Origin of the sequence: Pseudomonas sp. DSP3-2-3 (genome assembly GCF_049898225.1) — a bacterium.
Taxonomy (GTDB): Bacteria; Pseudomonadota; Gammaproteobacteria; order Pseudomonadales; family Pseudomonadaceae; genus Aquipseudomonas.
Genome location: NZ_JAFCXH010000012.1, coordinates 52,733 through 77,905, shown reverse-complemented (window position 1 = coordinate 77,905; position 25,173 = coordinate 52,733). Strand labels below are relative to the sequence as shown.

The following is a 25,173-nucleotide window of genomic DNA, read 5'->3' as shown; positions in this document are numbered from 1 at the left end:
ACCGTATCAACGAGGAGCTCGCCATGTTGCGTAGCCTCTGTCTTACTCGCCAATGCCTGGGTCTGATGACCCGAATCGAATGCGCAATCCGGCCCCTCTCAGGTGACAACGGCATGTGGACGTTGCTGTTTGCCGCAGGAATGTCAGGGAGTCAACCTTCTGCAATCAAGGTTCAAGGGCCGTTCCACGGTTCTCTGGCCGCTGAGTCGGTGATGATGGCCATTGCCGAAAGCCTTGCCCTGCAGGGCTATCACGTGACCGACGATATACCCATCTGGAGCGTGCATCTGCAAGGCGAACTGCGCCGTCTCAACGGTGACGCCACCAAGCCCAGAAGAACTTCGCCGTTCTGACCGGAGACTCAACTCCTTTCTTCAGCGATGTCTTGCAACCCATGCTCCAGGCATGGAAGGCAGCAGTGGCATCGTTCGCTACAGTCCTTTACTCGCTGTTTAACTGCGTTCAGTGAATTCCGGAGCTGCTGGTATACTCGCCGGCACTTCCAACCACCTGTGAGTTTTAATGGAACGTTTTATCGAAAATGCCATGTACGCCTCGCGTTGGCTGCTGGCGCCGCTTTATTTCGGTTTGTCTCTGGGTTTGCTGGCGCTGGTCCTGAAGTTCTTCCAGGAGATCTACCACGTTCTGCCCAATGTATTTGCGTTGGCCGAATCAGACCTGATTCTGGTGCTGCTGTCGCTGATCGACATGGCGCTGGTTGGCGGCCTGCTGGTGATGGTGATGATCTCGGGTTACGAGAACTTCGTCTCGCAACTGGATATCGATGAAGGCAAGGAAAAGCTCAACTGGCTGGGCACCATGGACTCTTCCTCGTTGAAGATGAAAGTGGCCGCATCCATCGTTGCGATTTCCTCGATCCACCTGTTGCGGGTGTTCATGGACGCCAAGAACATCGAGCCGCAATACCTGATGTGGTATGTGATCATCCACATGACCTTCGTGGTATCGGCCTTTGCCATGGGTTATCTGGACAAGCTGACCAAGCACTGATCCAGTTCCCCGCTTCACCACGCCGCCCGGCCATCGCGAGATGGACGGGCGGTGTCGTTGCCGGCGTTTGGATCCGCTATGTTGTTATACGGTGTCTATGGTTTTGCATAACAGTCGTGTAGCTTTTTAGAGGGATAGCAAATGAACGCATATGAACTGGCAAGGCATGCCAACGCAGGAAGCATCGACGAACTGAACCTGATCTCCATCGAAGGCGGTATCTACCTGCTGCAAGCGCGATTGCAGGGCACGGTGGGCTACCTGAATGACGATAACGGCGAAATCATGCATTTGCGCTCTGTCGAGCATGCCCGAGAGCTGCTCAAGGACTTGCCGCCCTTACCGTTTCACCTCGTCCATGCCGTGGTCCATGACGAAATGTGCGGCATGCCGATGGACAAGCGCGACCCGCTGCGCGTGCCGATCAGTTTTCATTCGAAGTGGTGAGACGGGCGTGGGTGGGAGCGAGCTTGCTCGCGAATAATGTTTACAGCCGCAGTAATCTGTTGGATGTACTGGACCTTTCGCGAGCAAGCTCGCTCCCACCCAGTCTGCGCAACAGGCTTAACCTTCATTGTGCTAGGCTGCTTGCCCTTTTGGTTCGGGGCGCTTTGTTTGAGCGTTCCCCTTGCGGAGCAGCGATATGTCCGAAGTTAACCTGTCTACCGATGAAACCCGCGTCAGCTACGGCATCGGCCGTCAACTGGGCGACCAGCTGCGTGACAATCCGCCACCAGGCGTAAACCTGGATGCAATCCTGGCCGGCCTCACCGATGCATTCGGTGGCAAGCCAAGCCGTGTAGGTCAGGAAGAAATGTCCGCCAGCTTCAAAGTCATCCGCGACATCATGCAGGCCGAAGCAGCTGCCAAGGCTGAACAGGCTGCGGGCGCTGGTCTGGCTTACCTGGCCGAGAACGGCAAACGCGACGGCGTGACCACTCTGGCTTCCGGCCTGCAGTTCGAAGTGCTGACCAGCGGTGATGGCGCCAAGCCGTCGCGCGAAGATCAGGTGCGTACGCATTACCACGGTACGTTGATCGACGGCACTGTGTTCGACAGCTCCTACGATCGTGGCGAACCGGCTGAATTCCCGGTTGGCGGCGTTATCCCAGGCTGGACCGAAGCACTGCAATTGATGAATGCCGGCAGCAAATGGCGTCTGCACGTGCCGAGCGAGCTGGCTTACGGCGCTCAAGGCGTTGGCAGCATCCCGCCGCACAGCGTGCTGGTATTCGACGTCGAGTTGCTGGACGTTCTCTGATCGACTCTGGTCGCATCAGTTGACTGCTGAACGAATCGCCCTGGTTCGTTCAGCATCGACGTTCGGTTGGGGAGTGCGGTGGCTCATGGTCAGTGCAACTCTCCCACCGGACGTAGCGCTCGCGCATAGCAGAACAGAAAAAGATTGCGCACCAGCTCCTTGAGCACGACCGGTTCGCTCGAACTCAGGTCATGTACGTCCAGATCACCCTGATCACGCAATTCATCCAGCGCTTCCTCTTCCAGGACCGCACAGACTTCGCCCGTTTCCCGGTGAAGAATCCTGAGGTAAGGGTGCGGGCGATCCAGCCATGCATCGATCAAGTAAGTCATGTGTCTTCTCCTTGGTAAGTCCAATGAGAATAATTCTTATTGATGGAATAGCAAGTCTCTATTGAGAATTGTTCGCATTTTGCGCCGAGTGGTTGATGTGGGTCACTAAGGCGTCAGGTCGTGGGAGCGAGCTTGCTCGCGAAAAGGCCAGTACTGTCGATGCATCTTCAGATCGTTGAATGCCGCCTTCGCAAGCAAGCTTGCTCCCACAAAATCAAAGGCGGTGGAAGTCCCAACAAAAAGCCCGTCACATTGACGGGCTTTTTGAGTGCGGCGGGGCGATCAGTGCGTACGTGCTACCGCAAACTCACTCAACTCCACTAACGCATCGCGGTACTCGCTAGGCGGCAGGGCATCCAGGCAGGCGATGGCGCGGGCGACGTAATCCCGGGCCAGTTGCGCGGTGTAATCCAGCGCGCCGGCTTGCTCGACAGCATTGCGAATGCTTTCCAGATCTTCCAGACCGCCTTTCTGAATGGCCTGACGCACCAGAGCGGCCTGTTCCGGCGTGCCTTCGCGCATGGTGTAGATCAGCGGCAGGGTAGGCTTGCCCTCGGCCAGGTCGTCGCCGACGTTCTTGCCCAGGGTTTCCGCGTCGCCGCGATAATCGAGCAGATCGTCAACCAGCTGGAAGGCAACGCCCAGATGGTCACCGAACGTGCGCAGGGCTTCGCTCTGTGCTTCGCTCGCATTGCACAAGGCTGCGGCGCTGTGCGTCGAGGCTTCGAACAGCATGGCTGTCTTGCCGCGAATCACTTCCATATAGGTTTCTTCGGTAGTGCTTGCATCGCGGATCTTCGACAGCTGCAGCACTTCGCCTTCGGCAATCACCCGCGTCGCTTTCGACAGAATCTTCATGACGGGCATCGAGCCAAGCTCAACCATCATTTCGAACGAGCGCGAATAAAGGAAGTCACCGACCAGTACGCTGGGCGCATTGCCCCACAGCGCATTGGCGGTCGAACGGCCACGGCGCATGCCGGACATGTCCACGACGTCGTCGTGCAGCAAGGTTGCGGTGTGCAGGAATTCGATGGTGGCGGCCAGCAGGCGCAGGTCATCGCCTTCGCGGCCCAGGGCCTTGCCACACAAAAGTACCAGCAACGGGCGCAGGCGTTTGCCACCGGCCGAAGTGATGTAGTCACCGATTTTCGAGACCAGCGGTACGCGCGACGTCAGCTGCTTCTTGATAATGACGTCAACGGCACTAAAATCGTCCGCCACCGCGCGGTAGAAGGCTTGAGGTTGCATCAGCGACAGGTGCTCCAGAAGGGATGCGCCGCATGCTAGGTTGCGGGTCCGAAGGTGTCAAGGCATGACGTTTGGGCTCTTGCATCAGTCTTGCGCCTTGCGTACAATCGCGCACCCTAACTTTCCTGGGCAGCACCTGCCTTACGCAATTGCAAACGGGCCGTTCCAGCCCCAAGCAGCCATGCCAGCCAATACTCTACTTATAAAGAGCTGGGTGAGCAGGATTTACGGAGAAATACCATGTCTTATGCAGTAATCGTAACCGGTGGCAAGCAATACAAGGTTGCCCCAGGTGAATACCTGAAGATCGAAAAACTGGAAATCGCCACTGGCGAATCCGTTACTTTTGATCGCGTTCTGTTGGTTGCCAATGGCGACGACGTGAACATCGGCGCTCCAGTTGTTGTTGGTGCCACCGTTGTTGCTGAAGTGATCTCCCAAGGTCGTCACGACAAAATCCGCATCATCAAGTTCCGTCGTCGTAAGCACCACATGAAGCGTATGGGCCACCGCCAGTGGTACACCGAGATCAAAATCACCGGTATTCAGGCTTAATTCAGCCTAATCCTCATTTGGAGAATTGACTCATGGCACACAAAAAAGCTGGTGGTAGTACCCGTAACGGTCGCGACTCAGAAGCCAAACGCCTTGGCGTTAAGATGTATGGCGGCCAGGCTATCATTCCGGGCAACATCATCGTGCGTCAGCGCGGCACCCAATTCCACGCTGGCTACGGCGTAGGCATGGGTAAAGATCACACCCTGTTCGCGAAAGTGGAAGGCGTGATCAAGTTCCAGGTTAAAGGCGCCTTCGGTCGTCGCTACGTGAGCATCGTTCCGAAGACTGTAGTCTCCGCAGCGTAATCATGCAGCAGCTGGAAAAGCCCTGTCTCGCGACGGGGCTTTTTCGTTTTTGAAGGTTGTTGGTTGTTGGTTATAGGTTGTAAAAGCTTTTGGTGAGTCTCTTGCAAAACTGTTTGTGCGGGCTGTTGTGATGTTGACCCCTTGAGGTCGCTGGTTTCTGATCGGTATCGCAACGCTCATTTTTGCAAGAGTCTTATGAATTTATGTTGTTCAGCTCGTCCCTGTGGCGGGAGGCGTGCGTTATGAAATTTGTTGATGAAGTATCCATTCGAGTAAAGGCCGGTGACGGCGGCAACGGTTGCATGAGCTTCCGTCGCGAAAAATTCATCGAGAACGGCGGTCCTAACGGCGGCGACGGTGGCGATGGCGGCTCGATCTATATGATCGCCGACGAAAACCTCAATACCCTGGTCGACTACCGTTACACCCGTCACTTCGACGCCGAGCGCGGTTCCAATGGCGGCAGCGCCGATTGCACCGGCAAGAAAGGTGAAGAGCTGGTGCTGCGCGTACCGGTCGGTACCACCGTTATCGATGCGAGCACCCAGGAAATCATCGGCGACCTGACCAAGGCTGGTCAGCGTCTGCTGGTTGCCATGGGCGGCTGGCACGGTCTGGGTAACACGCGTTTCAAATCCAGCACCAACCGTGCGCCACGTCAGACGACGCCGGGCAAGCCCGGTGATCAGCGCGATCTCAAGCTGGAGCTGAAGGTTCTCGCTGACGTCGGTCTGCTGGGTTTGCCGAACGCCGGTAAAAGCACGTTCATTCGCTCGGTGTCCGCTGCCAAGCCGAAAGTTGCCGATTACCCGTTCACCACCCTGATCCCGAACCTGGGTGTGGTCAGTGTTGATCGCTGGAAAAGCTTCGTTGTTGCCGATATTCCTGGTCTGATCGAAGGCGCTTCCGATGGCGCGGGCCTGGGGATTCGTTTCCTCAAGCACCTGGCGCGGACCCGTCTGCTGTTGCACCTCGTCGACATGGCGCCGCTGGATGAATCCAGTGCTCCAGACGCCGCTGAAATCATCGTCAACGAGCTGGTCAAGTTCAGCCCGTCCCTGGCTGAGCGTGACCGCTGGCTGGTGCTGAACAAGTGCGACCAGATCCTGGAAGAAGAGCACGAAGCCCGGGTCAAGGAAATCGTCGATCGTCTTGAATGGACCGGTCCGGTCTATGTGATCTCTGCGATTGCCAAAGAAGGCACCGAGCAGCTGAGCCGCGACATCATGCGTTATCTCGAAGAGCGCAATCTGCGTCTGGTCGAAGAGCCTGGCTATGCTGAAGAGCTGGCCGAGCTGGATCAACGTATCGAAGATGAAGCGCGTGCCCAGCTGCAAGCGCTGGATGATCAGCGTGCATTGCGCCGCAGCGGCGTGAAGAGCGTGCATGACATTGGTGAAGACGATTGGGATGAAGATGATGAGGACGATGAAGATGGTCCGGAAATCATTTACGTCCGTGACTGATCGGGTGCAGTAAACTAGACGCCGCTTATTTATAAGCGGCGTTTTTGTATCCGGTTTCTCGAATTTGTATCTACCAAAATTCTCTGGCTAAGGTTGGAAGATGATGCGCAGCAAAGTGACGGGCGCCCAGCGCTGGGTGGTGAAGATCGGCAGTGCCCTGCTTACGGCAGACGGCAAAGGCCTTGATCGTTCGGCGATGGGTGTGTGGGTCGAGCAAATGGTGGCGCTGCATGAAGCGGGCGTTGAGCTGGTATTGGTGTCATCCGGGGCTGTCGCGGCCGGGATGAGTCGTCTGGGCTGGACGGTACGACCCAGTGCCATGCACGAACTGCAGGCTGCCGCCGCTATTGGTCAGATGGGCCTGGTTCAGGCGTGGGAATCGAGCTTTGCCGAGCATGGCCGGCATACCGCACAGATCCTCCTGACCCACGACGACCTGTCTGATCGCAAACGCTACCTGAACGCCCGCAGCACTCTGCGTACGCTGGTCGAGCTGGGTGTCATCCCGGTCATCAACGAAAACGACACGGTCGTGACCGATGAAATTCGTTTTGGTGACAACGACACGCTGGCTGCGCTGGTGGCGAATCTGGTCGAGGCTGACCTGTTGGTGATTCTGACCGACCGCGACGGCATGTTCGACGCCGATCCGCGCAACAACCCAGAAGCCCAGTTGATCTACGAAGCGCGTGCCGATGATCCGGCGCTGGACGCTGTTGCGGGTGGTGCGGGCGGCGCATTGGGTCGTGGCGGCATGCAGACCAAGTTGCGCGCGGCGCGGCTGGCGGCTCGTTCCGGGGCGCATACGGTCATCGTCGGTGGTCGCATCGAGCGCGTCCTGGCGCGGCTCAAGGCTGGCGAGCGACTCGGTACGCTGCTGTCGCCAGAGCGTGAAATGCTCGCAGCGCGCAAGCAATGGCTGGCGGGGCATCTCCAGACCCGTGGCACGCTGGTGCTCGATGCCGGTGCCGTGAAGGCGCTGAGCACTGATCACAAAAGCCTGCTGCCCGTGGGCGTGAAGCTGGTGCAAGGCAGCTTCCGTCGCGGTGAGATGGTGGTCTGTGTCGCGCCGGATGGCCGCGAGGTTGCACGGGGCTTGAGTAACTACAGTGCGCTTGAGGCACAGAAGATTATTGGTCAGTCATCCGACGCCATCGTGCGCGTGCTTGGCTATATGGCCGAGCCAGAGCTGGTGCATCGGGATAATCTGATTCTGGTTTGATCGGGCTTTTTTGCTGGAAGGAAGATTTGATGCGCTTCATGAAAGGAATATTGGGGTTGCTGCTGGCGTTTCCGCTGCTGGCATCGGCTGAAGAGATTGGTCAGGTTTCGACCGTGTTCAAGTTTGTCGGGCCGAACGACCGGATTGTGGTCGAAGCATTCGATGACCCCAAGGTCGAAGGCGTGACCTGCTATTTGTCCCGGGCAAAGACCGGGGGAGTGAAGGGCGGTCTCGGCTTGGCTGAAGATCGCGCCGAGGCGTCCATCGCCTGTCGCCAGGTCGGGCCGATCCGCTTCAAGGAAAACCTGAAGGATGGTGATGAGGTGTTCAAGGAGCGCACATCGCTGGTCTTCAAGACCATGCAGGTCGTGCGTTTCCTGGACAAGAAGCGCAATACGCTGGTGTATCTGGTCTATAGCGATCGCATCATCGAAGGCAGCCCGCAGAATGCCGTGACAGCGATTCCGATCCTGCCGTGGACGCCCGCGCCAGCGCCATGAGGTAGTGGGCTCGTTGGAGCGAGGCTTGCCCGCGAACAGGTGATGCCAGGCGCTGGGCGTGTTGGCTGAAATTACGATTCGCGGGCAAGCCTCGCTTCAGCGCTTTGGGATTCGTCACCAAATCCAACCCAATAAAAAACCGACCCTGAGGTCGGTTTTTTAACAAGCGTGTCGCTTAGGCAGCAGCAAGGTTCAGAGCCTTGATGTGACCATTCAGGCGACCTTTATGGCGAGCAGCCTTGTTCTTGTGGATGATGCCTTTATCGGCCATACGGTCGATGATTGGCACAGCCAGAACATAAGCAGCTTGCGCTTTTTCAGCGTCTTTTGCGTCGATGGCTTTAACTACATTCTTGATGTAGGTACGAACCATGGAACGCAGGCTGGCGTTGTGGCTGCGACGCTTCTCAGCCTGTTTTGCACGTTTTTTGGCGGAAGGTGTGTTGGCCACCGTCGAGCTCCTCGAAAGACTTTTTAGGAAATAGCAAACAAAATAGGCCGCGAATCATGCCGATGAGTTGATGTGTTGTCAAGGGCAGTTGATGTGTTCCGCTGAGTGGTCGCTGTGTTTGACCGGGATATTTATTTCCGGTGCGCGACCTGTAAACTCGCCGACTTTGACTCTGGGCTTTTGCGGCGCGGAGTATCGCATAAATGGACAGGTTAATCGCCCGGTCCTTTAGCCAAGGCAATAATTCCTTAATGAATCTACTCAAATCATTGGCTGCCGTTAGCTCTATTACGATGCTTTCCCGGGTTTTGGGCTTTATCCGGGACACGATCATCGCGCGAACTTTCGGTGCCGGAATGGCAACGGATGCCTTTTTTATCGCATTCAAACTGCCCAACCTGCTGCGCCGGATCTTTGCCGAGGGCGCGTTCTCCCAGGCATTCGTGCCGATTCTGGCGGAATATAAAAGCCAGCAGGGCGAAGAGGCGACGCGGACCTTCGTGGCATACGTGACCGGCTTGCTGACCCTGGTGTTGGCGCTGGTGACCTTGTTGGGCATTATTGCCGCTCCTTGGGTCATCTGGGCCACGGCCCCCGGCTTTGCTGACACGCCGGAAAAATTCGCGCTGACGTCCGACCTGTTGCGGGTGACCTTTCCTTATATATTGCTGATCTCGCTGTCATCGCTGGCGGGCGCGATCCTCAATACCTGGAATCGCTTCTCCGTTCCGGCCTTCGTGCCGACCCTGCTCAACGTCAGCATGATTTTTTTCGCGCTGTTCCTGACTCCATATTTCGATCCGCCGGTTATGGCGCTGGGTTGGGCGGTGCTGGTCGGTGGTCTGTTGCAGCTTCTTTACCAACTGCCACACCTGAAAAAGATCGGCATGTTGGTCCTGCCGCGCCTGAATTTGCGCGACTCAGGCGTCTGGCGGGTAATGAAGCAGATGCTGCCGGCCATCCTTGGCGTTTCCGTGAGTCAGATTTCTCTGATTATCAATACGATATTTGCCTCGTTTCTCGTGGCCGGATCGGTATCGTGGATGTACTACGCCGACCGTTTGATGGAATTGCCATCCGGTGTGCTGGGCGTTGCGCTCGGCACGATCTTGTTGCCAATCCTCTCCAAAACCTACGCCAGCAAGGACCGCCATGAGTATTCGCGGATCCTCGACTGGGGTTTGCGCCTGTGCTTCGTGCTGGTCCTGCCATGCACGCTTGCCTTGGGCATCCTCGCAGAACCGCTGACCGTTTCTCTGTTTCAATACGGTAAATTCGACGCAATGGACGCGGCCATGACCCAGCGTGCATTGATCGCTTATTCCGTCGGCCTGCTGGGCATCATTGTCATCAAGGTGCTGGCGCCCGGCTTTTATGCACAACAAAATATTCGTACCCCGGTGAAAATCGCGATTTTCACCCTCATTGTTACTCAGTTGCTCAACCTCGCGTTCATTGGTCCGCTGCAACATGCGGGCCTGGCGTTGGCGATCAGTGTCGGTGCCTGCATCAATGCCGGATTGCTGTTCTGGCAGCTGCGCAAGCAGGATTTGTTTCAGCCGCAGCCGGGCTGGACAAAGTATTTATTCAAGCTGGTCCTGGCGGTGGCGGTGATGTCGGGCGTTCTGCTGGGACTCATGCACTTCATGCCGGCGTGGGACGAGGGGCATATGCTGGAGCGCTTCGTTCGCCTGGGTGGTCTGGTGGCTGCGGGGCTGGCGACGTATTTCGTGATGCTTCTGGCACTGGGCTTTCGTCTGAAAGACTTCGCCCGCAGTGCAGTAATGTAGGAAGGGATTCAAAGGGTAGTCGTCGATTTTTGCCGTTATGGGCGCACGACTGTTGTTTTGCCTTGGCGTGTTGCCTGTCGTCCAGGGCTGTGTGTGGTTATAATCGGCCACTTTATGAGCAAGAAGCGCGTTATGCAGCTGGTTCGAGGCCTTCACAATCTGCTTCCCCAACATCGGGGTTGCGTCGCCACTATCGGCAACTTTGACGGTGTTCACCGAGGCCACCAGGCTATTCTGGCGCGCTTGCGGGATCGTGCTGTCGAGTTGGGCCTGCCCAGCTGCGTGGTGATTTTCGAGCCGCAGCCGCGTGAGTTCTTCGCCCCGGCCACCGCTCCAGCCCGTCTGGCGCGTTTACGCGACAAGCTGGAATTGCTCGCCGCCGAGGGCGTTGATCAGGTGTTGTGCCTGGCTTTCAATCAACGCTTGAGTGAGCTCAGTGCTGCCGAGTTCGTCGAAACGGTGCTGATCCAGGGCCTGGGCGTACAACATCTCGAAGTGGGCGACGACTTCCGTTTCGGTTGTGACCGGATCGGCGATTTCGATTTTCTGCAACACGTGGGTGCCACCAAGGGCTTCACGGTCGAGGCGGCGCAGACCGTCGAGATCGATGGTGTTCGGGTCAGCAGCACCAAGGTGCGTAATGCCTTGGCTGTGGCGGACTTCACCCTTGCCGAGCGCATGCTCGGTCGTCCGTTCCGGATTACCGGAAGAGTGCTGCACGGCCAGAAACTGGCGCGCCAGTTGGGTACGCCCACGGCCAACGTGCAACTCAAGCGTCGTCGTGTACCGCTGACCGGGGTTTATCTGGTCAGTGCGAGCATCGACGGCAAGACCTGGCCGGGCGTCGCCAATATCGGCGTGCGCCCGACTGTGGCAGGTGATGGCAGTGCCCACCTTGAAGTGCATCTTCTGGATTTTGCCGGTGACCTGTATGACCGGCGTTTGACGGTGGCTTTCCACCACAAGCTGCGTGATGAGCAGCGATTCGCCTCACTGGAGGCGCTCAAGACGGCGATCAATGCGGACGTCGCCGCCGCCCGTGCCCATTGGCATGGCCAACCGCTAACGAAGAGCCTTAAATGACCGACTACAAAGCCACGCTAAACCTTCCGGACACCGCCTTCCCAATGAAGGCCGGCCTGCCCCAGCGCGAGCCGCAAACTCTGCAGCGCTGGGACAGCATTGGCCTGTACCAGAAGCTGCGCGAAATTGGCAAGGATCGTCCGAAGTTCGTCCTGCACGACGGCCCTCCTTATGCCAACGGCAATATTCACATCGGTCACGCCGTAAACAAGATTCTCAAGGACATGATCATCCGCTCGAAAACCCTTTCGGGCTTCGACGCGCCTTACGTTCCGGGTTGGGACTGCCATGGCCTGCCGATCGAGCACAAGGTTGAAGTCACCCACGGCAAGAACCTGCCTGCGGACAAGACCCGCGAGCTGTGCCGTGCCTACGCGGCCGAGCAGATCGAAGGCCAGAAAGCCGAATTCATCCGCCTGGGCGTGTTGGGCGACTGGGACAATCCGTACCGCACCATGGATTTCGCCAACGAAGCTGGAGAAATCCGTGCCCTGGCGGAAATGGTCAAGGGCGGTTTCGTGTTCAAGGGCCTCAAGCCTGTGAACTGGTGTTTCGATTGCGGTTCGGCCCTGGCTGAAGCGGAAGTCGAATACCAGGACAAGAAATCTTCGACCATCGACGTGGCTTTCCCGATTGCCGATGAAGCCAAGCTGGCCAATGCCTTCGGTTTGTCTGAGTTGAGCAAGCCTGCATCCATCGTTATCTGGACCACCACCCCGTGGACCATCCCTGCCAACCAGGCGTTGAACGTTCACCCCGAGTTCGAATACTCGCTGGTGGATGTCGGTGACAAATTGCTGGTGCTGGCTTCGGAGCTGGTCGAGTCGTGCCTGGCGCGCTACAAGCTGCAAGGCACTGTGATCGCCACCACTACGGGCGCTGAACTGGAGCTGATCAACTTCCGTCACCCGTTCTACGATCGCCTGTCGCCTGTGTATCTGGCTGACTACGTCGAGCTGGGTGCCGGTACCGGCATTGTTCACTGCTCGCCCGCCTATGGCGTCGACGACTTTGTGATCAGCAAAAGCTACGGCCTGACCAACGATGACATCATCAGTCCGGTGCAGAGCAACGGCGTGTATGTCGAGTCGCTGGAGTTCTTTGGTGGCCAGTTCATCTTCAAGGCCAACCAGAACATCATCGACAAACTGGCCGAAGTGGGCAGCCTGCTAGACACCGAAACCATCACGCACAGCTACATGCACTGCTGGCGCCACAAGTCGCCGCTGATCTACCGCGCCACCGCGCAGTGGTTCGTGGGCATGGACAAGCAGCCGCAAACCGGCGAAACCCTGCGCGAACGTGCCGTCAAAGCCATCGAAGAGACTCAGTTCGTACCGGCCTGGGGTCAGGCGCGCCTGCACTCGATGATCGCCAATCGTCCTGACTGGTGCATCTCGCGTCAGCGCAACTGGGGCGTGCCGATCCCGTTCTTCCTGCACAAGGAAAGCGGCGAGCTGCACCCGCGTACCGTTGAGCTGATGGAAGAAGTCGCCCTGCGTGTCGAGCAGGAAGGTATCGAAGCCTGGTTCAAGCTGGACGCCGCCGAGTTGCTCGGTGACGAAGCGCCCAAGTACGACAAGATCTCCGACACCCTGGACGTCTGGTTCGATTCCGGCACCACGCACTGGCATGTCCTGCGCGGTTCGCACCCGATGGGCCACGAGACCGGCCCGCGTGCCGATCTGTACCTTGAAGGCTCGGATCAGCACCGTGGCTGGTTCCACTCGTCCTTGCTGACCGGTTGCATGCTGGACGACCACGCGCCGTATCGCGAATTGCTGACCCACGGTTTCGTCGTCGACGAAAACGGTCGCAAGATGTCCAAGTCGCTGAACAACGTGGTTGCGCCGCAGAAGGTCAACGATTCCCTGGGCGCCGACATCATGCGTCTGTGGGTTTCCGCCACTGACTACTCCGGCGAGATGGCGGTGTCCGATCAGATCCTGCAGCGCAGCGCAGACGCCTATCGGCGGATCCGCAACACTGCACGTTTCATGCTCTCGAACCTGACTGGCTTCAACCCGGCGACCGATATCCTGCCGGCTGAAGAAATGCTCGCGCTGGATCGCTGGGCCGTGGATCGCGCTGCGCTGCTGCAACGTGAACTGCAGGAACACTACGGCGAATACCGTTTCTGGAACGTCTACTCGAAGATCCACAATTTCTGCGTGCAGGAACTGGGTGGGTTCTATCTGGACATCATCAAGGACCGTCAGTACACCACGGCAGCCGACAGCACGGCACGGCGCTCCTGCCAGACCGCGCTGTTCCACATCTCCGAGGCGCTGGTGCGCTGGATCGCGCCGATCCTGGCGTTCACCGCCGACGAGCTGTGGCAGTACCTGCCGGGCGAGCGTAACGAATCGGTGATGCTCAACACCTGGTACGAAGGCCTGAGCGAAATGCCGGCTGACTTCGAACTGGACCGCGCCTATTGGGAGCGGATCATGGAAGTCAAAGTCGCGGTCAACAAGGAAATGGAAAACCTGCGGGCAGCCAAGGCCATTGGCGGCAACCTGCAAGCTGAAGTGACCTTGTATGCCCAGGACTCGCTGGTTGCGGACCTCGCCAAGCTCGGCAATGAGCTGCGTTTTGTGCTGATAACTTCGACTGCCAGTGTCGCTCCGGTACTTGATGCGCCTGCCGATGCGGTGGTGACCGAGGTGACCGGCCTGAAGCTGAAGGTGGTCAAGTCCGGTCATCCGAAGTGCGCCCGTTGCTGGCATCACCGTGCAGACGTCGGCGTAGATCCGGAGCATCCTGAAATCTGCGGTCGTTGCGTCGACAATATCAGCGGTTCGGGTGAGGTTCGTCACTATGCCTAAGGCAGGTTTCGGCCGTCTGGCCTGGCTCTGGCTGAGCGTGCTGGTCCTGGTCATCGACCAGGCCAGCAAGTATTACTTCGAAAACACGCTGAGCCTGTATCAGCAGATCATCGTGATTCCGGACTATTTCAGCTGGACCCTGGCCTACAACACCGGCGCGGCATTCAGCTTCCTGGCCGACAGTTCGGGCTGGCAGCGCTGGCTGTTCGCCTTGATCGCGGTAGTGGTAAGTGCGGTGCTGGTAGTCTGGCTCAAACGTCTGGGCCGGGATGAAACCTGGCTCGCCGTGGCGCTGGCGCTGGTTTTGGGGGGCGCTCTGGGCAACCTCTATGACCGCATCGCGTTGGGTCATGTGATCGATTTCATTTTTGTGCACTGGCGCAACGAATACCGCTTCCCGGCATTCAACGTTGCCGACAGTGCGATCACCGTCGGTGCAATCATGCTGGCGCTGGATATGTTCAAGAGCAAGAAAACCGGAGAGCCCGTTAATGACTGAACAGTTATTGGCCGACAACGCCGCGAAAGCGCAGCGCATCGGTCAGAACACCGAAGTCACCCTGCATTTTGCCTTGCGTCTGGAAAACGGCGACACGGTGGACAGCACCTTTGACAAGGCTCCGGCCACGTTCAAGGTGGGTGATGGCAACCTGTTGCCTGGCTTCGAAGCTGCATTGTTCGGCTTCAAGGCTGGCGACAAGCGCACCGTGCAGATTCTGCCGGAAAACGCCTTTGGTCAGCCAAACCCGCAAAACGTCCAGATCATCCCGCGTTCGCAGTTCAAGGACATGGACTTGTCCGAGGGCCTGCTGGTGATCTTCAACGATGCGGCCAATACTGAGCTGCCAGGCGTGGTGAAGGTATTCGATGATGAGCAGGTGACCATCGATTTCAATCACCCGTTGGCGGGCAAGACCCTGAACTTCGAAGTCGAGATTTTCGAGGTCAAGGCTATCTGAAGCCTGACATTGGGTTAGAAAATCAGCCCGACTCCGGTCGGGCTGTTTCGCACGCAGACACGAGGCACGCTATGCAAATCAAACTCGCCAACCCCCGCGGCTTCTGCGCTGGAGTGGACCGTGCGATCGAAATCGTCAATCGTGCTCTGGAAGTGTTTGGTCCGCCGATCTATGTGCGCCATGAAGTGGTTCATAACAAATTTGTCGTCGAAGACCTGCGCGCACGTGGCGCGATCTTCGTCGAAGAGCTGGATCAGGTGCCGGATGACGTCATCGTGATTTTCAGCGCTCACGGTGTTTCTCAGGCCGTGCGCACTGAAGCCGCCGGGCGCGGCTTGAAAGTATTCGACGCAACTTGCCCACTGGTGACCAAGGTTCACATCGAGGTGGCACGTTACAGCCGCGACGGTCGTGAGTGCATCCTCATCGGCCACCAGGGCCATCCCGAAGTGGAAGGCACCATGGGTCAGTACGACGCCAGCAACGGCGGCGCGATCTATCTGGTGGAAGACGAACAGGATGTCGCCAACCTGCAAGTGCGCAACCCTGAATCCTTGGCGTTCGTGACCCAGACGACGTTGTCCATGGACGACACCAGCCGGGTCATCGACGCATTGCGCAGCCGTTTCCCGGCCATCGGCGGGCCACGCAAGGACGACATCTGCTACGCCACGCAAAACCGTCAGGATGCGGTCAAGTTGCTGGCTGACGAATGTGATGTGGTGTTGGTGGTCGGCAGCCCGAACAGCTCCAACTCCAACCGTTTGCGGGAACTCGCCGAGCGCATGGCGACCCCGGCCTACCTGATCGACGGCGCCGAAGACATGCAGCGCGTCTGGTTCGAAGGCGTCGAGCGCATCGGCATCACCGCTGGCGCCTCTGCCCCGGAAGTTCTGGTTCGCGGCGTGATTCAACAGCTACACGCCTGGGGCGCCATCGGCGCAGACGAACTGGCCGGTCGTGCGGAGAACGTCACCTTCTCGATGCCCAAGGAATTGCGCGTCAAGTCCTTGTTGTGATGCTTTGAAGCAACGCTTGTGTGGGAGCGAGCTTGCTCGCGAAGGCGTCACTCCAGGCGCCTCAGGTGTGTTGCCTGATCTTGCCCTTTCCCGGATAAATCCGGTCCCACGGGAGGTGCGTGGAATCTCTCTGTTACCCGCATAATGCCTCGGGCTTTTCCCGGCTTTCAATTCTGACCCGTCCGGTCGCAGCCATGATCACTCGATAATGGCTGACAGGTTGATTCTTCAAACAGACAGACAACGTTCCGTTGAACACTCTAATGGGTGCGCCCAGGCCATTGAAGCTGATTCGGCTCGCGACAGTCGTGTTTCCTACAACCCTGGCTTTGCCACTCGCCGCCCGCTCCACAAGCACCGGGTCATCTTCGTCAGGCCCCTTGCCATCCTTATCCGCAATGATTCGCCAGCCATTGCTCCAGTCAGCGTCGATGCTGTGGATGGTCACCACCTGATTACGCAGGATCGCTTCCGTGCGCGCCGTGCGTATGCCGCTGGCTAACTGCTGCGCCGCATCCAGTCGCCGCTGCGCATCGATCACTTCCCCAAGCGCCGGTAGCGCCACCAGCGAAATCACCGACAGCACCACCAGCGTCACCATCAGTTCAACAAGCGTGAAACCTGCCTGCTTCATGAGCATTCCTCCCTGAAAATACTTCACCTGAATGCCATCCGGGCATTCGTCCTGACTAAACAACCGTATATCCTTCAGTCAACTTCAGGACGCAGCCGCTGCCCTATAGTTGTAACGTCTAGGAGACACTCAATGAGCCACCGCGCCAAGGGCTTCAGCCTGATCGAATTGTTAGTCACTGTGTCCTTGGTGGGTATTCTGGCGGCGATTGCGATTCCGAGTTTCAGCAGTGTCATCAGGAATTCAAAAGCCGATACCGAAGTCAGCGATTTGCAGCGGGCGCTCAACTATGCGCGGCTGGAGGCGATAAACAGGGGGGTGGCTACGAAAGTCCTGCCGGTGAGCGGAACGGCCTGGAATAGCGAACTGATGGTTGTGTTGTCGTCTGCTCCAATCGCTGACAAAGCCCTGCGTCGGATCGGTGCCATGACCAGCGGCGCAACGGTGACTGCAACGAATGTCACGGCGATCGAGTTCAATAATCTGGGCGGTCTGCAGGCACCTGGCACTGCGGTGGCCATGGCCTACGCGCTGGGCACGATTAGCAAAACAGTCAACGTTTGTCTGAATGGACGAGTTGTTTTGGGCGGAAGCTGCTGATGACCGAATGTAGTCGCAGTACACAGACAGGGATGACGCTGATAGAAGTGCTGGTGTCAGTGCTGATACTGGCTATCGGTTTGCTCGGCGCAGCGGCGATCCAGCTTAATGCTTTGAAATACACCGACAGCGCGGCCATGACCAGTCAGGCCAGCTTCATTGCCTACGACATGATGGATCGCATTCGCGCGAACGTGGATGGCAATGCATCAAGCAATGGCGTGAACGATGTGCTGGGCAGCTATGCGCTGGCCTCCTTGAGTGCTGCGCCCGCTGCCAATCTGAACAATGCTCGCGATCAGGATCTGTACGATTTCAAAGCCAACATCACCAACTTTGCGGGCGACACCGGCGCCAACAGCAAAATCGTCATCGCCAAACCGGTAGTGACCATCACTATCGAGTGGGATGACGCCCGGGCTGTTGGCTCTAGCGCGCAGGCAACCGGCGATACCAGCAATCCGGCGACCAAGCGGACCTTCGTGCTTAGCTCAAGAGTCGGCGCTGATGTGGTGAGCCCATGAAAAAGCTCAGCAAGGGCTTCGGCCTAGTTGAAATCATGGTTGCGCTGGTCTTGGGTCTTGTCGTCACGCTGGGTATCACGCAGATCTTTGTTTCATCGCGTACCACTTTCATGTCGCAGAACTCTTCTGCGCGAATGCAGGAAGACGCGCGGTTTGTGTTGAGCAAGTTGATGCAGGAAATTCGCATGACCGGCATGTTCGGCTGCATGAGTCTGGAAAGTGCCGTGCTTGTCACCGGCTCCATTGCCAAGCCCACTGCTTTCAATACGCCGATTCTCTGGGATAACACTACCAAGGCATTGACGCTGATTTCTGCTGACGTAGGCACTTCCGGCTCTACGTCCACCTGGACAGTGGCTTCCGATTGTCAGACCACCAATCAGATCTATTTAGGAAAAGTCACGCCTCCCGGACTGACGGCCTTTCCATTGCGGCAACTGGCCTACACCCTGAGCGGAACCGACTTGAAGTTTAAAGCCGGAATCGGCACCGATGCGCCGCAGACGATACTCAGCAATGTCGCCAGCCTGGAAGTTTCCTTTGGCATGGGAGCGGGGTATCCGATGTCCTACACCAGCGTTATTACTACGGGTACATCAGCAAACATCCGCAGTGTGCGAATCAAATTGACGTTGCAAGACCCTGATAACCGCGTGCGGACTCAGACTTACAGCGTAGTCGCTGCCCTGCGTAATCGATTTTGAGCGGGCTTAATTCTATGAAGACAGGACCATGCCGAATGTCGACGATGTTCCGTGATCAGCAGCGGGGTATGGTCCTGTTGGTTAGTCTGGTCTTTTTGCTGCTGCTGACATTAATAGGCATCTCCTCAATGCAGAGTGCGACGCTGCAGGAGAAAATGGCCGGCAGCGTGACGTTCCGCAATCAGTCATTCCAGACTGCTGAAGCTGCGTTGCGAGTGGGAGAGTCTTCGATTCAGGTGAGCGGGTATGTTCTGACGAAATGTGCGACGACTGCAACCTGCGCACCTCCGAGCGAGTCCATCACAGTGGCAGCTGAGGGTACGAACTCTACTTCTGGTGTTCGCTGGTACGCAGTAGGCACCACTGGGTATTACGGCATTCAGAACCTGGGTACCACCGCCACCCCAATCAGTCGTCCTCCGACCTGCACAGGCTCGGTACTGCTCTACCGCGTCACAGCCGTTGGTATCCAAGGTGTGTCGAGAACTGTGCTGGAGAGTATCTATGCCAATTGTTAAAACGCTACGCCGTGGCTTGAAGTATTTATACGGCGCGTTGTTGGCGTTGTATGTGATGGCTCCGGCTTACGCGTTTACACCGGCGCAGGTGCCCCTATTGAGTTCGTCGGCGGTGACACCCAATGTCATGTTGCAGGTCGATAACTCCGGGAGTATGGATACGATTCTACTGGCTTCTGGTTTTAATCCTGATCTGGCGTGGCCGTCTGTTTACAAAGTAGAGGGTGGCGACTGTTTTCTGTTTATCTGCTCAAGGTATTCGCAGGGCGACAGAGTAAGTAACGGTACTGCTGACTATGTTTTTGTTGGCAACCTTGGCCGTGTCGGCTGTAGTAATGGAGCCTATGGTTTTTATAAGAGCCGCACTGTTAGCGTGTGTTTAACGCTGGCAGATCCCGCTGGAGGAGGTACCACGCGGTACCCGATAGACTATTTGTCTTATCTGGTATCTCAGGTAAATGCCGGTATAAGCGTCGCTTCAATTCCAACAGAAAGTCGGATGACAACGGCTATCTCTGTCGCCCAAGGCCTTGTTGATGGCAACCGCTCTCTCCGTATTGGGCTGGCGGCCTACAACCCGGTAACGGGTTCTGACCGGGGACCTGGGGGTAATATCAAGCAGAACGTTGTGGATCTTGCCGTTGTCCCGGCCAATGCTTATCAAACGGGTGTCGACCAGGCTACAGCTACCGCCAACTATAAGGCTCTTAGCAAAGCCATTTCGTTACTGACAGCGGAAGCTAATACGCCACTCGCTGAGACTTATTATCAAGTCACGCGATATTTTCGTGGTCTTGCGCCTTCGCCGTCCTATTCCGGTTCGCCGAGCACTTTTACGAGTCCTATTCAGTACCGCTGCCAAAAAAACTACGGCGTTGTGATTACCGATGGTTTGCCGACTTACGACAGAAACTTCCCCTCGAACGACCCTGACGATACTGATCGTAAATTACCCAATTGGGATCTGGTAAATAACGACGGGCCAAATCTGACGGGTGACGGTGAAGGCGATACTTTATATCTGGATGATATCGCCAAGTTTGCCTATGACATCGACATGCGCAAGGATAGCAGAACTCCAGCAGGAGATTTAACCGGTAAAAGTTGGGATACGGCAGGTTTTCCGAAGCAAAACCTTAGTACCTACACTATTGGATTTACTCTGGATAACCAGATGTTGATTGATGCTGCCAACGATACCCATGGGCATGGCAAATATTTTCAAGCCAATGATAACGCTGGCCTGACAAGCGCCCTGAACCTTGCTTTGAGTGATATATATGCCAAAGCCGGTTCTGGTGGTGGTGGGGCTGCTAACTCGACGACGCTGCAAGCCGGCACCCGCTTCTATCAAACCCTCTACGACCCCACCGACTGGCATGGCACTATCAACGCTTTCAACTTGAATGCGACGACTGGCGCAGTGATTAACCCCGCGATATGGAGCACTGATACGCTTGTTGTCAGTGGTGCAACTGCTCCGGTTTTCGAGTCCTGGAGCACGGCTGTCACCCCTACGAAAATTACTCTGGATTATGATAATTTTTCGGCAGATCAGAAGACAATCCTCAACACCGGATTGCCCACCGGTGTGACTGGTGCCCAGTTAATCGCTTGGACCAAGGGTACTGCCAATGCCAAATTGCGTGCTCGGACGAGGTTACTTGGGGATATCATCAACTCGCCGCTGACTGCTGCGTTACCTGCAGACAAAACTTCTGCCGACCTTACCGGCAATGTTTCGTACACCACGTATCTTGCGGCGAAAGCCGGTACCGGCGGCATGAGTTACAGTCTTCTGGTCAATGCCAATGATGGTTTTTTTAACGTGCTTAACGCTGACGGTACCCGCCGTTACGCCTATATGCCTTCGACTGCGCTTGCTTCCCTGGCAACTATCGCTACGCCGGGTTACGGTTCCGGAGTGCACAAGTTTACTGCCGACGGTCAAATAGCCGTATTCGACGCTCAACTAGGCACGTCCTGGCGAACTATTGCTTTTGCCGGCACCGGCGCTGGTGGCAAAGCCTATTACGCAATTAAGTTGTACGAGAGCAATAACGTCCCTGTCGCGCTTTGGGAGGTCAAGCCGCCTGAGACGTCAAACACTGGTAATGTCTTTAACAACCTTGGTTTCGCTTATTCAAAGCCAGATGTGGCGCGAATGGCCGATACCAATGGCACTAGCATCGTCGTAGTAGGCAATGGCTATGGCAGCTTTACCGGGAGGGCTTCGCTCTTTGTACTCAATGCCAATACGGGGGCGTTGATCAAGGAAATCCAGACTCCGATCATCACGCCGGGCGAGACGGACAACGGTCTCTCATCGGTCAGGCTCAAGGTCAACTCGCAGAATGTTGTTCAAGCTGCGTATGCAGGCGATTTGAAGGGGCGTCTTTGGAAGTTCGACTTGAGTGGTGCAACTGCCGATACCTGGAAGGTCGCATTCAATGGCGTTCCGCTCTTCACCGCGTCTGTCGATGGCACGCGCCCCATTACAGTCCAACCGCTTCTGATCGATCACCCCACCAATGGCAAGATGGTTTATTTTGGCACCGGGAAATTCAGCGAGACTGCTGATAAGACCACGACGGGTCAGCAGGCCTTTTATGCCATCTGGGACGCAGATGCGGGGGCGGGCGGTATTACGCAGGGTAATCTTCAGGTGCAGACTATAGATCCAACGACCATCACAGGTGACGGTAATACATACTTTCGTTCCTCTACGAACGACGTCGACTGGAGTGTGAAGAAAGGTTGGTATATGGCGTTATCGACCACCGCCCCATACCTGGGTGAACGAATCATCTATCCTGCGCAGACGAGTCGAGGCCGAATCATCTTCACCACTGCGTCTGTAAATTCAACCGATCCGTGTGAAAGTACCGGTACCGGTCGGCTGTTTGAGCTGGATGCGGCTAAAGGCGGCATGTTGAATTATCAGGTGCTGGATACCAACGGCGATTCTGACATCTCATCGACTGATTCCGTTGTCAGTGGTCTTGCGGTGGGGACCGGGATCCCGAATCTGGCTTCTATTGTGGCCGGTACTTCCGGCGCCAACGACAACAAATACCTGATTGATTCGAGCGGAGGTGCTGTCAAAAAACTGCTGGAAAAAGGCGGTACTGCCAATGCGTATCAACGAATCATGTGGCGACAAATCCAGTAGGGAAGGCGATCCATGCGCAACATATCCAAAGGCTTTACCTTGATCGAGCTCATGATCGTTGTGGCGATTATCGGTATTCTGGCGGCAGTGGCTTACCCCAGTTATACGGAATATGTGAAGCGCACCCATCGTGCTGAGATCGCCAGCCTGTTGTCGGAGCAGACTCAGTCGCTCGAGCGGTTTTATTCGAAAAATGGCACCTATCAGAACGCGACGGGGCTGAGCGCCGGTAACAGTTACTACACCATCGCCGCGACCCTCAACGCACAGGATTTCACGCTGGGAGCAACGGGGAAGGGGATGATGCTCAACGACAAGTGCGGTGTGTTCACGATTACGAATACCGGTGCGCGCACCAACCCAGGCGCAACCAGCGGTGTAGCCAGCAAAGACTGCTGGAGCCGCTGACTTCTACTTTTGACATAGAGAGCAAGATGTCCAAGCAACACGTTGTGATTGTCGGCGGTGGGGTCATTGGGTTGTTGACGGCGCTCAACCTCGCTGCCGAGGTGGAAAGTGTCGTTCTGCTGGATCGTTCCAATGTCGGCCAGGAGTCTTCATGGGCCGGTGGCGGGATTGTTTCGCCGCTTTATCCGTGGCGCTACAGTCCGGCGGTGACGGCGCTGGCGCATTGGTCGCAGGATTTCTATCCACAGTTGGCCGAGCGGTTGTTTGGGCGGACCGGGATTGATCCCGAGGTGCATACCACGGGGCTGTACTGGCTGGATCTGGATGACGAGCAGCAGGCGCTGGATTGGGCTGCGCAGAATAATCGTCCGTTGAGCGCCGTTGCAGTCTCTGCCGTGCACGACGCTGTGCCGGTGCTTGGCGAAGGTTATTCAAGCGCGATTTATATGGCCAACGTCGCCAATGTGCGTAATCCGCGACTGGTGAAGTCGCTGATGGCAGCCTTGCTGGCGCTGCCGAATGTCACGATTCATGAACAGTGTGAGGTCAGTGGTTTTGTTCGGGATGGCGATCGCATTCTGGGTGTGAGCACTGCAGCTGGCGATATTCTGGCCGATCAGGTCGTCCTGGCTGCCGGGGCCTGGAGCGGTGAGTTGCTCAAGACGCTTGGACTGGATTTGCCGGTGGAGCCGGTCAAAGGCCAGATGATCCTCTACAAGTGCGCATCGGATTTCCTGTCGAGCATGGTCCTCGCCAAAGGGCGCTACGCTATTCCGCGTAGAGACGGGCATATTCTGGTGGGCAGCACTCTGGAGCATGAAGGCTTCGACAAGACGCCCACCGATGCTGCATTGGAAAGCCTGAAGGCGTCGGCAATCGAATTGATCCCGGCACTGGCCGATGCGCAGGTTGTGGGCCATTGGGCTGGTTTGCGTCCCGGTTCGCCGGAGGGAATTCCGTACATCGGTCCGATGACCGGGTTCGACGGGCTCTGGCTGAACTGCGGGCATTACCGCAATGGGCTGGTTCTGGCGCCGGCGTCCTGTCAGCTGCTTGCCGATCTTATGCAGGGGCGCGAGCCGCTGATCGATGCCGCACCGTATGCGCCGCAGGGTAGGGTGCTCAGTCTCTGAGACCTGCAGGGGTGAGGCTTGCTCGCGAATCGGTATTCCATTCGACATATCCATCGTCTGAAACGAAGCCTTCGCGGGCAAGCCTCGCTCTTACAGTTTTAGAATCTATTCCAACCCTAGCTTCTTCAACCGATATCGCATCGACCGAAACGTCAGATTCAGACGCTGGGCCGCAGCCGTGCGGTTCCAGCGGGTTTCTTCCAGGGCCTGGAGGATGATCTTGCGTTCGATGTTTTCCAGGTAGTCCTCCAGGTTGTCGATGTCGGCGAGGTTGTGTTCGTCCTGTTCGAGCGGGTTGGCGGTTTGTGTCAGACGCAAGTCACCAATGTCGATGCGCTGGTTTTCGCACAGTGTGTAGGCGCGCTCCAGAATATTCTCCAGTTCGCGCACGTTTCCCGGAAATCGATAGCTTTTCAGGGCCGACAACGCTTGTGGTTCAAGCCGTGCCGCAGCCTGTCCCGAGCCGTGCGCCAAGCGCTGTAGAACATGCGCCGTCAGTTGATCAAGGTCTTCGCGACGTTCCCGCAATGGTGGAACCGCCAGCTCGATGACGTTGAGGCGGTAGTACAAATCCTGACGAAAACGTCCGGCCGCCACTTCCGCGCTCAAATCCTTGTGGGTCGCACAGAGGATTCGCACATCGACGATCTGTTCCTGCTGATCGCCGATGCTGCGCACGGATTTTTCCTGAATCGAGCGCAGCAGTTTTACCTGCATCGCCAGCGGCAAGTCAGCGACTTCATCGAGAAATAACGTACCGCCGTTGGCTGCCTGAAACAGTCCTGGCTTGTCCTCGTGGGCGCCGCTGAAGCTGCCTTTGCGATGGCCGAAGAACTCGCTTTCCATCAGTTCGGTAGGAATGGCCCCACAGTTGACCGGAATGAAGGGGCGTTCACTGCGCGGCCCCTGTTCATGAATCAGGCGCGCCACCAGTTCCTTGCCGCTGCCGGATTCGCCGCTGATATAGATCGGCGCCTGGCTGCGTGCCAGTTTGTCGATTTGCTGGCGCAGGGCGCGAATGGGCGGCGAATCGCCCAGCAGGCGGCGGTCTATGCTGCGTTCACTCTGGCTGGGCGCTTGCAGGCGCAGGGCGCTGCTCACCAGCTCACGAAGACGGCCCAGGTCCACGGGTTTGGTCAGGAAGTCGAACGCCCCGGCCTTGAGCGCGTGAATCGCGGTGTCGAGGTTGCCGTGGGCGGTGATCATCGCCACCGGCACTTGTGAATGACTCTGCTGGATGTGCTGGACCAGCTCCAGGCCGTTGCCGTCCGGCAAGCGCATGTCGGTCAGGCACAAGTCGAAGGCTTCGCGTGCCAGCCAGTCGTGGGCTTCCTTGACATTGCGGGCGCTGCGGGTATCGAGCTTCATCCGGCCAAGGGTGATTTCCAGCAGTTCGCGAATGTCTGGTTCATCGTCGACGATCAGAATTTTCTGTCGCTGGATC

General features: G+C 57.1%; 27 protein-coding genes. 22 read left to right on the top strand and 5 right to left on the bottom strand.

Features of this window, described 5'->3' with window-relative positions:
* Positions 1 to 23 precede the first annotated feature (23 nt).
* The 4 genes from ACP7E4_RS15715 (at position 24) to ACP7E4_RS15700 (ending at position 2,272) form a co-directional block, all read left to right on the top strand.
* A complete protein-coding gene (locus ACP7E4_RS15715; protein WP_426115821.1) occupies positions 24 to 353 on the top strand; it encodes a hypothetical protein in 330 nt (109 codons plus the stop codon).
* 169 nt (positions 354 to 522) lie between these two features.
* Positions 523 to 1,011, top strand: a complete 489-nt coding sequence (locus tag ACP7E4_RS15710) for a TIGR00645 family protein (protein ID WP_020291023.1) — start codon at positions 523 to 525, stop codon at positions 1,009 to 1,011.
* A 141-nt stretch (positions 1,012 to 1,152) separates the two neighbouring features.
* Positions 1,153 to 1,458 carry a DUF6482 family protein gene (locus ACP7E4_RS15705; RefSeq protein ID WP_065836166.1) on the top strand — a complete coding sequence of 102 codons (306 nt, stop codon included), beginning with the start codon at positions 1,153 to 1,155 and terminating at the stop codon, positions 1,456 to 1,458.
* 196 nt (positions 1,459 to 1,654) lie between these two features.
* Entirely contained in the window at positions 1,655 to 2,272 is a 618-nt protein-coding gene (locus ACP7E4_RS15700; protein ID WP_426115823.1) for an FKBP-type peptidyl-prolyl cis-trans isomerase, read from the top strand.
* 89 nt (positions 2,273 to 2,361) lie between these two features.
* On the opposite strand, the gene ACP7E4_RS15695 is transcribed toward ACP7E4_RS15700, so the two are convergent.
* Positions 2,362 to 2,604, bottom strand: a complete 243-nt coding sequence (locus ACP7E4_RS15695; protein WP_426115825.1) for a hypothetical protein — start codon at positions 2,602 to 2,604, stop codon at positions 2,362 to 2,364.
* Positions 2,605 to 2,886: 282 nt separating this feature from the next.
* Complete coding sequence (locus tag ACP7E4_RS15690; RefSeq protein WP_426115827.1) at positions 2,887 to 3,855, bottom strand: polyprenyl synthetase family protein; 969 nt, start codon at positions 3,853 to 3,855, stop codon at positions 2,887 to 2,889.
* Between the two features lie 240 nt (positions 3,856 to 4,095).
* Here ACP7E4_RS15690 and rplU point away from each other — a divergent pair, with 240 nt between their 5' ends.
* The 5 genes from rplU to ACP7E4_RS15665 all read left to right on the top strand — a co-directional run bounded on the left by rplU (position 4,096) and on the right by ACP7E4_RS15665 (position 7,906).
* Positions 4,096 to 4,410, top strand: a complete 315-nt coding sequence (gene rplU / locus ACP7E4_RS15685) for a 50S ribosomal protein L21 (protein ID WP_020291028.1) — start codon at positions 4,096 to 4,098, stop codon at positions 4,408 to 4,410.
* A gap of 32 nt (positions 4,411 to 4,442) precedes the next feature.
* Positions 4,443 to 4,718 carry a 50S ribosomal protein L27 gene (rpmA, locus tag ACP7E4_RS15680; protein WP_341521316.1) on the top strand — a complete coding sequence of 92 codons (276 nt, stop codon included), beginning with the start codon at positions 4,443 to 4,445 and terminating at the stop codon, positions 4,716 to 4,718.
* 242 nt (positions 4,719 to 4,960) lie between these two features.
* On the top strand, positions 4,961 to 6,184 hold the full coding sequence (gene cgtA, locus ACP7E4_RS15675) for an Obg family GTPase CgtA (RefSeq protein ID WP_020291030.1): 1,224 nt from the start codon (positions 4,961 to 4,963) through the stop codon (positions 6,182 to 6,184).
* Between the two features lie 103 nt (positions 6,185 to 6,287).
* Positions 6,288 to 7,406 carry a glutamate 5-kinase gene (gene proB, locus ACP7E4_RS15670; protein ID WP_426115980.1) on the top strand — a complete coding sequence of 373 codons (1,119 nt, stop codon included), beginning with the start codon at positions 6,288 to 6,290 and terminating at the stop codon, positions 7,404 to 7,406.
* Positions 7,407 to 7,435: 29 nt separating this feature from the next.
* A complete protein-coding gene (locus ACP7E4_RS15665) occupies positions 7,436 to 7,906 on the top strand; it encodes a CreA family protein (protein WP_426115830.1) in 471 nt (156 codons plus the stop codon).
* 175 nt (positions 7,907 to 8,081) lie between these two features.
* Here the strand turns inward: ACP7E4_RS15665 and rpsT are convergent, their stop codons facing one another.
* On the bottom strand, positions 8,082 to 8,357 hold the full coding sequence (rpsT, locus tag ACP7E4_RS15660; protein ID WP_341521313.1) for a 30S ribosomal protein S20: 276 nt from the start codon (positions 8,355 to 8,357) through the stop codon (positions 8,082 to 8,084).
* 251 nt (positions 8,358 to 8,608) lie between these two features.
* Here rpsT and murJ point away from each other — a divergent pair, with 251 nt between their 5' ends.
* From murJ to ispH, 6 genes are all read left to right on the top strand, one after another.
* Positions 8,609 to 10,147 carry a murein biosynthesis integral membrane protein MurJ gene (gene murJ, locus ACP7E4_RS15655; RefSeq protein WP_426115832.1) on the top strand — a complete coding sequence of 513 codons (1,539 nt, stop codon included), beginning with the start codon at positions 8,609 to 8,611 and terminating at the stop codon, positions 10,145 to 10,147.
* A gap of 132 nt (positions 10,148 to 10,279) precedes the next feature.
* A complete protein-coding gene (gene ribF, locus ACP7E4_RS15650) occupies positions 10,280 to 11,230 on the top strand; it encodes a bifunctional riboflavin kinase/FAD synthetase (protein ID WP_426115834.1) in 951 nt (316 codons plus the stop codon).
* The gene (gene ileS, locus ACP7E4_RS15645; RefSeq protein WP_426115836.1) at positions 11,227 to 14,058 is read left to right on the top strand and encodes an isoleucine--tRNA ligase; all 2,832 of its coding nucleotides are present in this window, start codon (positions 11,227 to 11,229) and stop codon (positions 14,056 to 14,058) included. The genes ribF and ileS overlap by 4 nt, the downstream gene beginning before the upstream one ends.
* The gene (lspA, locus tag ACP7E4_RS15640; RefSeq protein WP_065836173.1) at positions 14,051 to 14,557 is read left to right on the top strand and encodes a signal peptidase II; all 507 of its coding nucleotides are present in this window, start codon (positions 14,051 to 14,053) and stop codon (positions 14,555 to 14,557) included. The genes ileS and lspA overlap by 8 nt, the downstream gene beginning before the upstream one ends.
* On the top strand, positions 14,550 to 15,017 hold the full coding sequence (gene fkpB, locus ACP7E4_RS15635; RefSeq protein WP_426115839.1) for an FKBP-type peptidyl-prolyl cis-trans isomerase: 468 nt from the start codon (positions 14,550 to 14,552) through the stop codon (positions 15,015 to 15,017). The genes lspA and fkpB overlap by 8 nt, the downstream gene beginning before the upstream one ends.
* A gap of 71 nt (positions 15,018 to 15,088) precedes the next feature.
* A complete protein-coding gene (gene ispH, locus ACP7E4_RS15630; RefSeq protein WP_426115841.1) occupies positions 15,089 to 16,036 on the top strand; it encodes a 4-hydroxy-3-methylbut-2-enyl diphosphate reductase in 948 nt (315 codons plus the stop codon).
* 133 nt (positions 16,037 to 16,169) lie between these two features.
* Here the strand turns inward: ispH and ACP7E4_RS15625 are convergent, their stop codons facing one another.
* A complete protein-coding gene (locus tag ACP7E4_RS15625) occupies positions 16,170 to 16,670 on the bottom strand; it encodes a GspH/FimT family pseudopilin (RefSeq protein ID WP_426115982.1) in 501 nt (166 codons plus the stop codon).
* Between the two features lie 132 nt (positions 16,671 to 16,802).
* Here ACP7E4_RS15625 and ACP7E4_RS15620 point away from each other — a divergent pair, with 132 nt between their 5' ends.
* The 7 genes from ACP7E4_RS15620 to thiO are packed head-to-tail and all read left to right on the top strand — an operon-like array spanning position 16,803 to position 23,729.
* Complete coding sequence (locus ACP7E4_RS15620) at positions 16,803 to 17,270, top strand: GspH/FimT family pseudopilin (protein WP_426115843.1); 468 nt, start codon at positions 16,803 to 16,805, stop codon at positions 17,268 to 17,270.
* On the top strand, positions 17,270 to 17,794 hold the full coding sequence (pilV, locus tag ACP7E4_RS15615; protein WP_426115845.1) for a type IV pilus modification protein PilV: 525 nt from the start codon (positions 17,270 to 17,272) through the stop codon (positions 17,792 to 17,794). Before ACP7E4_RS15620 ends, pilV begins: the two co-directional genes overlap by 1 nt.
* Positions 17,791 to 18,498: a PilW family protein gene (locus ACP7E4_RS15610; protein ID WP_426115847.1), complete on the top strand. Its 708-nt coding sequence runs from the start codon at positions 17,791 to 17,793 to the stop codon at positions 18,496 to 18,498. Before pilV ends, ACP7E4_RS15610 begins: the two co-directional genes overlap by 4 nt.
* Before the next feature lie 35 nt (positions 18,499 to 18,533).
* On the top strand, positions 18,534 to 19,016 hold the full coding sequence (locus tag ACP7E4_RS15605; protein WP_426115849.1) for a pilus assembly PilX family protein: 483 nt from the start codon (positions 18,534 to 18,536) through the stop codon (positions 19,014 to 19,016).
* Positions 19,003 to 22,188, top strand: coding sequence for a pilus assembly protein (locus ACP7E4_RS15600; RefSeq protein WP_426115851.1), 3,186 nt, complete (start codon positions 19,003 to 19,005; stop codon positions 22,186 to 22,188). Before ACP7E4_RS15605 ends, ACP7E4_RS15600 begins: the two co-directional genes overlap by 14 nt.
* A gap of 12 nt (positions 22,189 to 22,200) precedes the next feature.
* Positions 22,201 to 22,596 (top strand): type IV pilin protein, encoded by a 396-nt coding sequence (locus ACP7E4_RS15595; RefSeq protein WP_426115853.1) that lies wholly within the window; start codon positions 22,201 to 22,203, stop codon positions 22,594 to 22,596.
* Between the two features lie 26 nt (positions 22,597 to 22,622).
* Complete coding sequence (gene thiO / locus ACP7E4_RS15590; protein WP_426115855.1) at positions 22,623 to 23,729, top strand: glycine oxidase ThiO; 1,107 nt, start codon at positions 22,623 to 22,625, stop codon at positions 23,727 to 23,729.
* 105 nt (positions 23,730 to 23,834) lie between these two features.
* On the opposite strand, the gene ACP7E4_RS15585 is transcribed toward thiO, so the two are convergent.
* Positions 23,835 to 25,172 (bottom strand): sigma-54-dependent transcriptional regulator, encoded by a 1,338-nt coding sequence (locus ACP7E4_RS15585; RefSeq protein WP_426115984.1) that lies wholly within the window; start codon positions 25,170 to 25,172, stop codon positions 23,835 to 23,837.
* Position 25,173 lies beyond the last annotated feature (1 nt).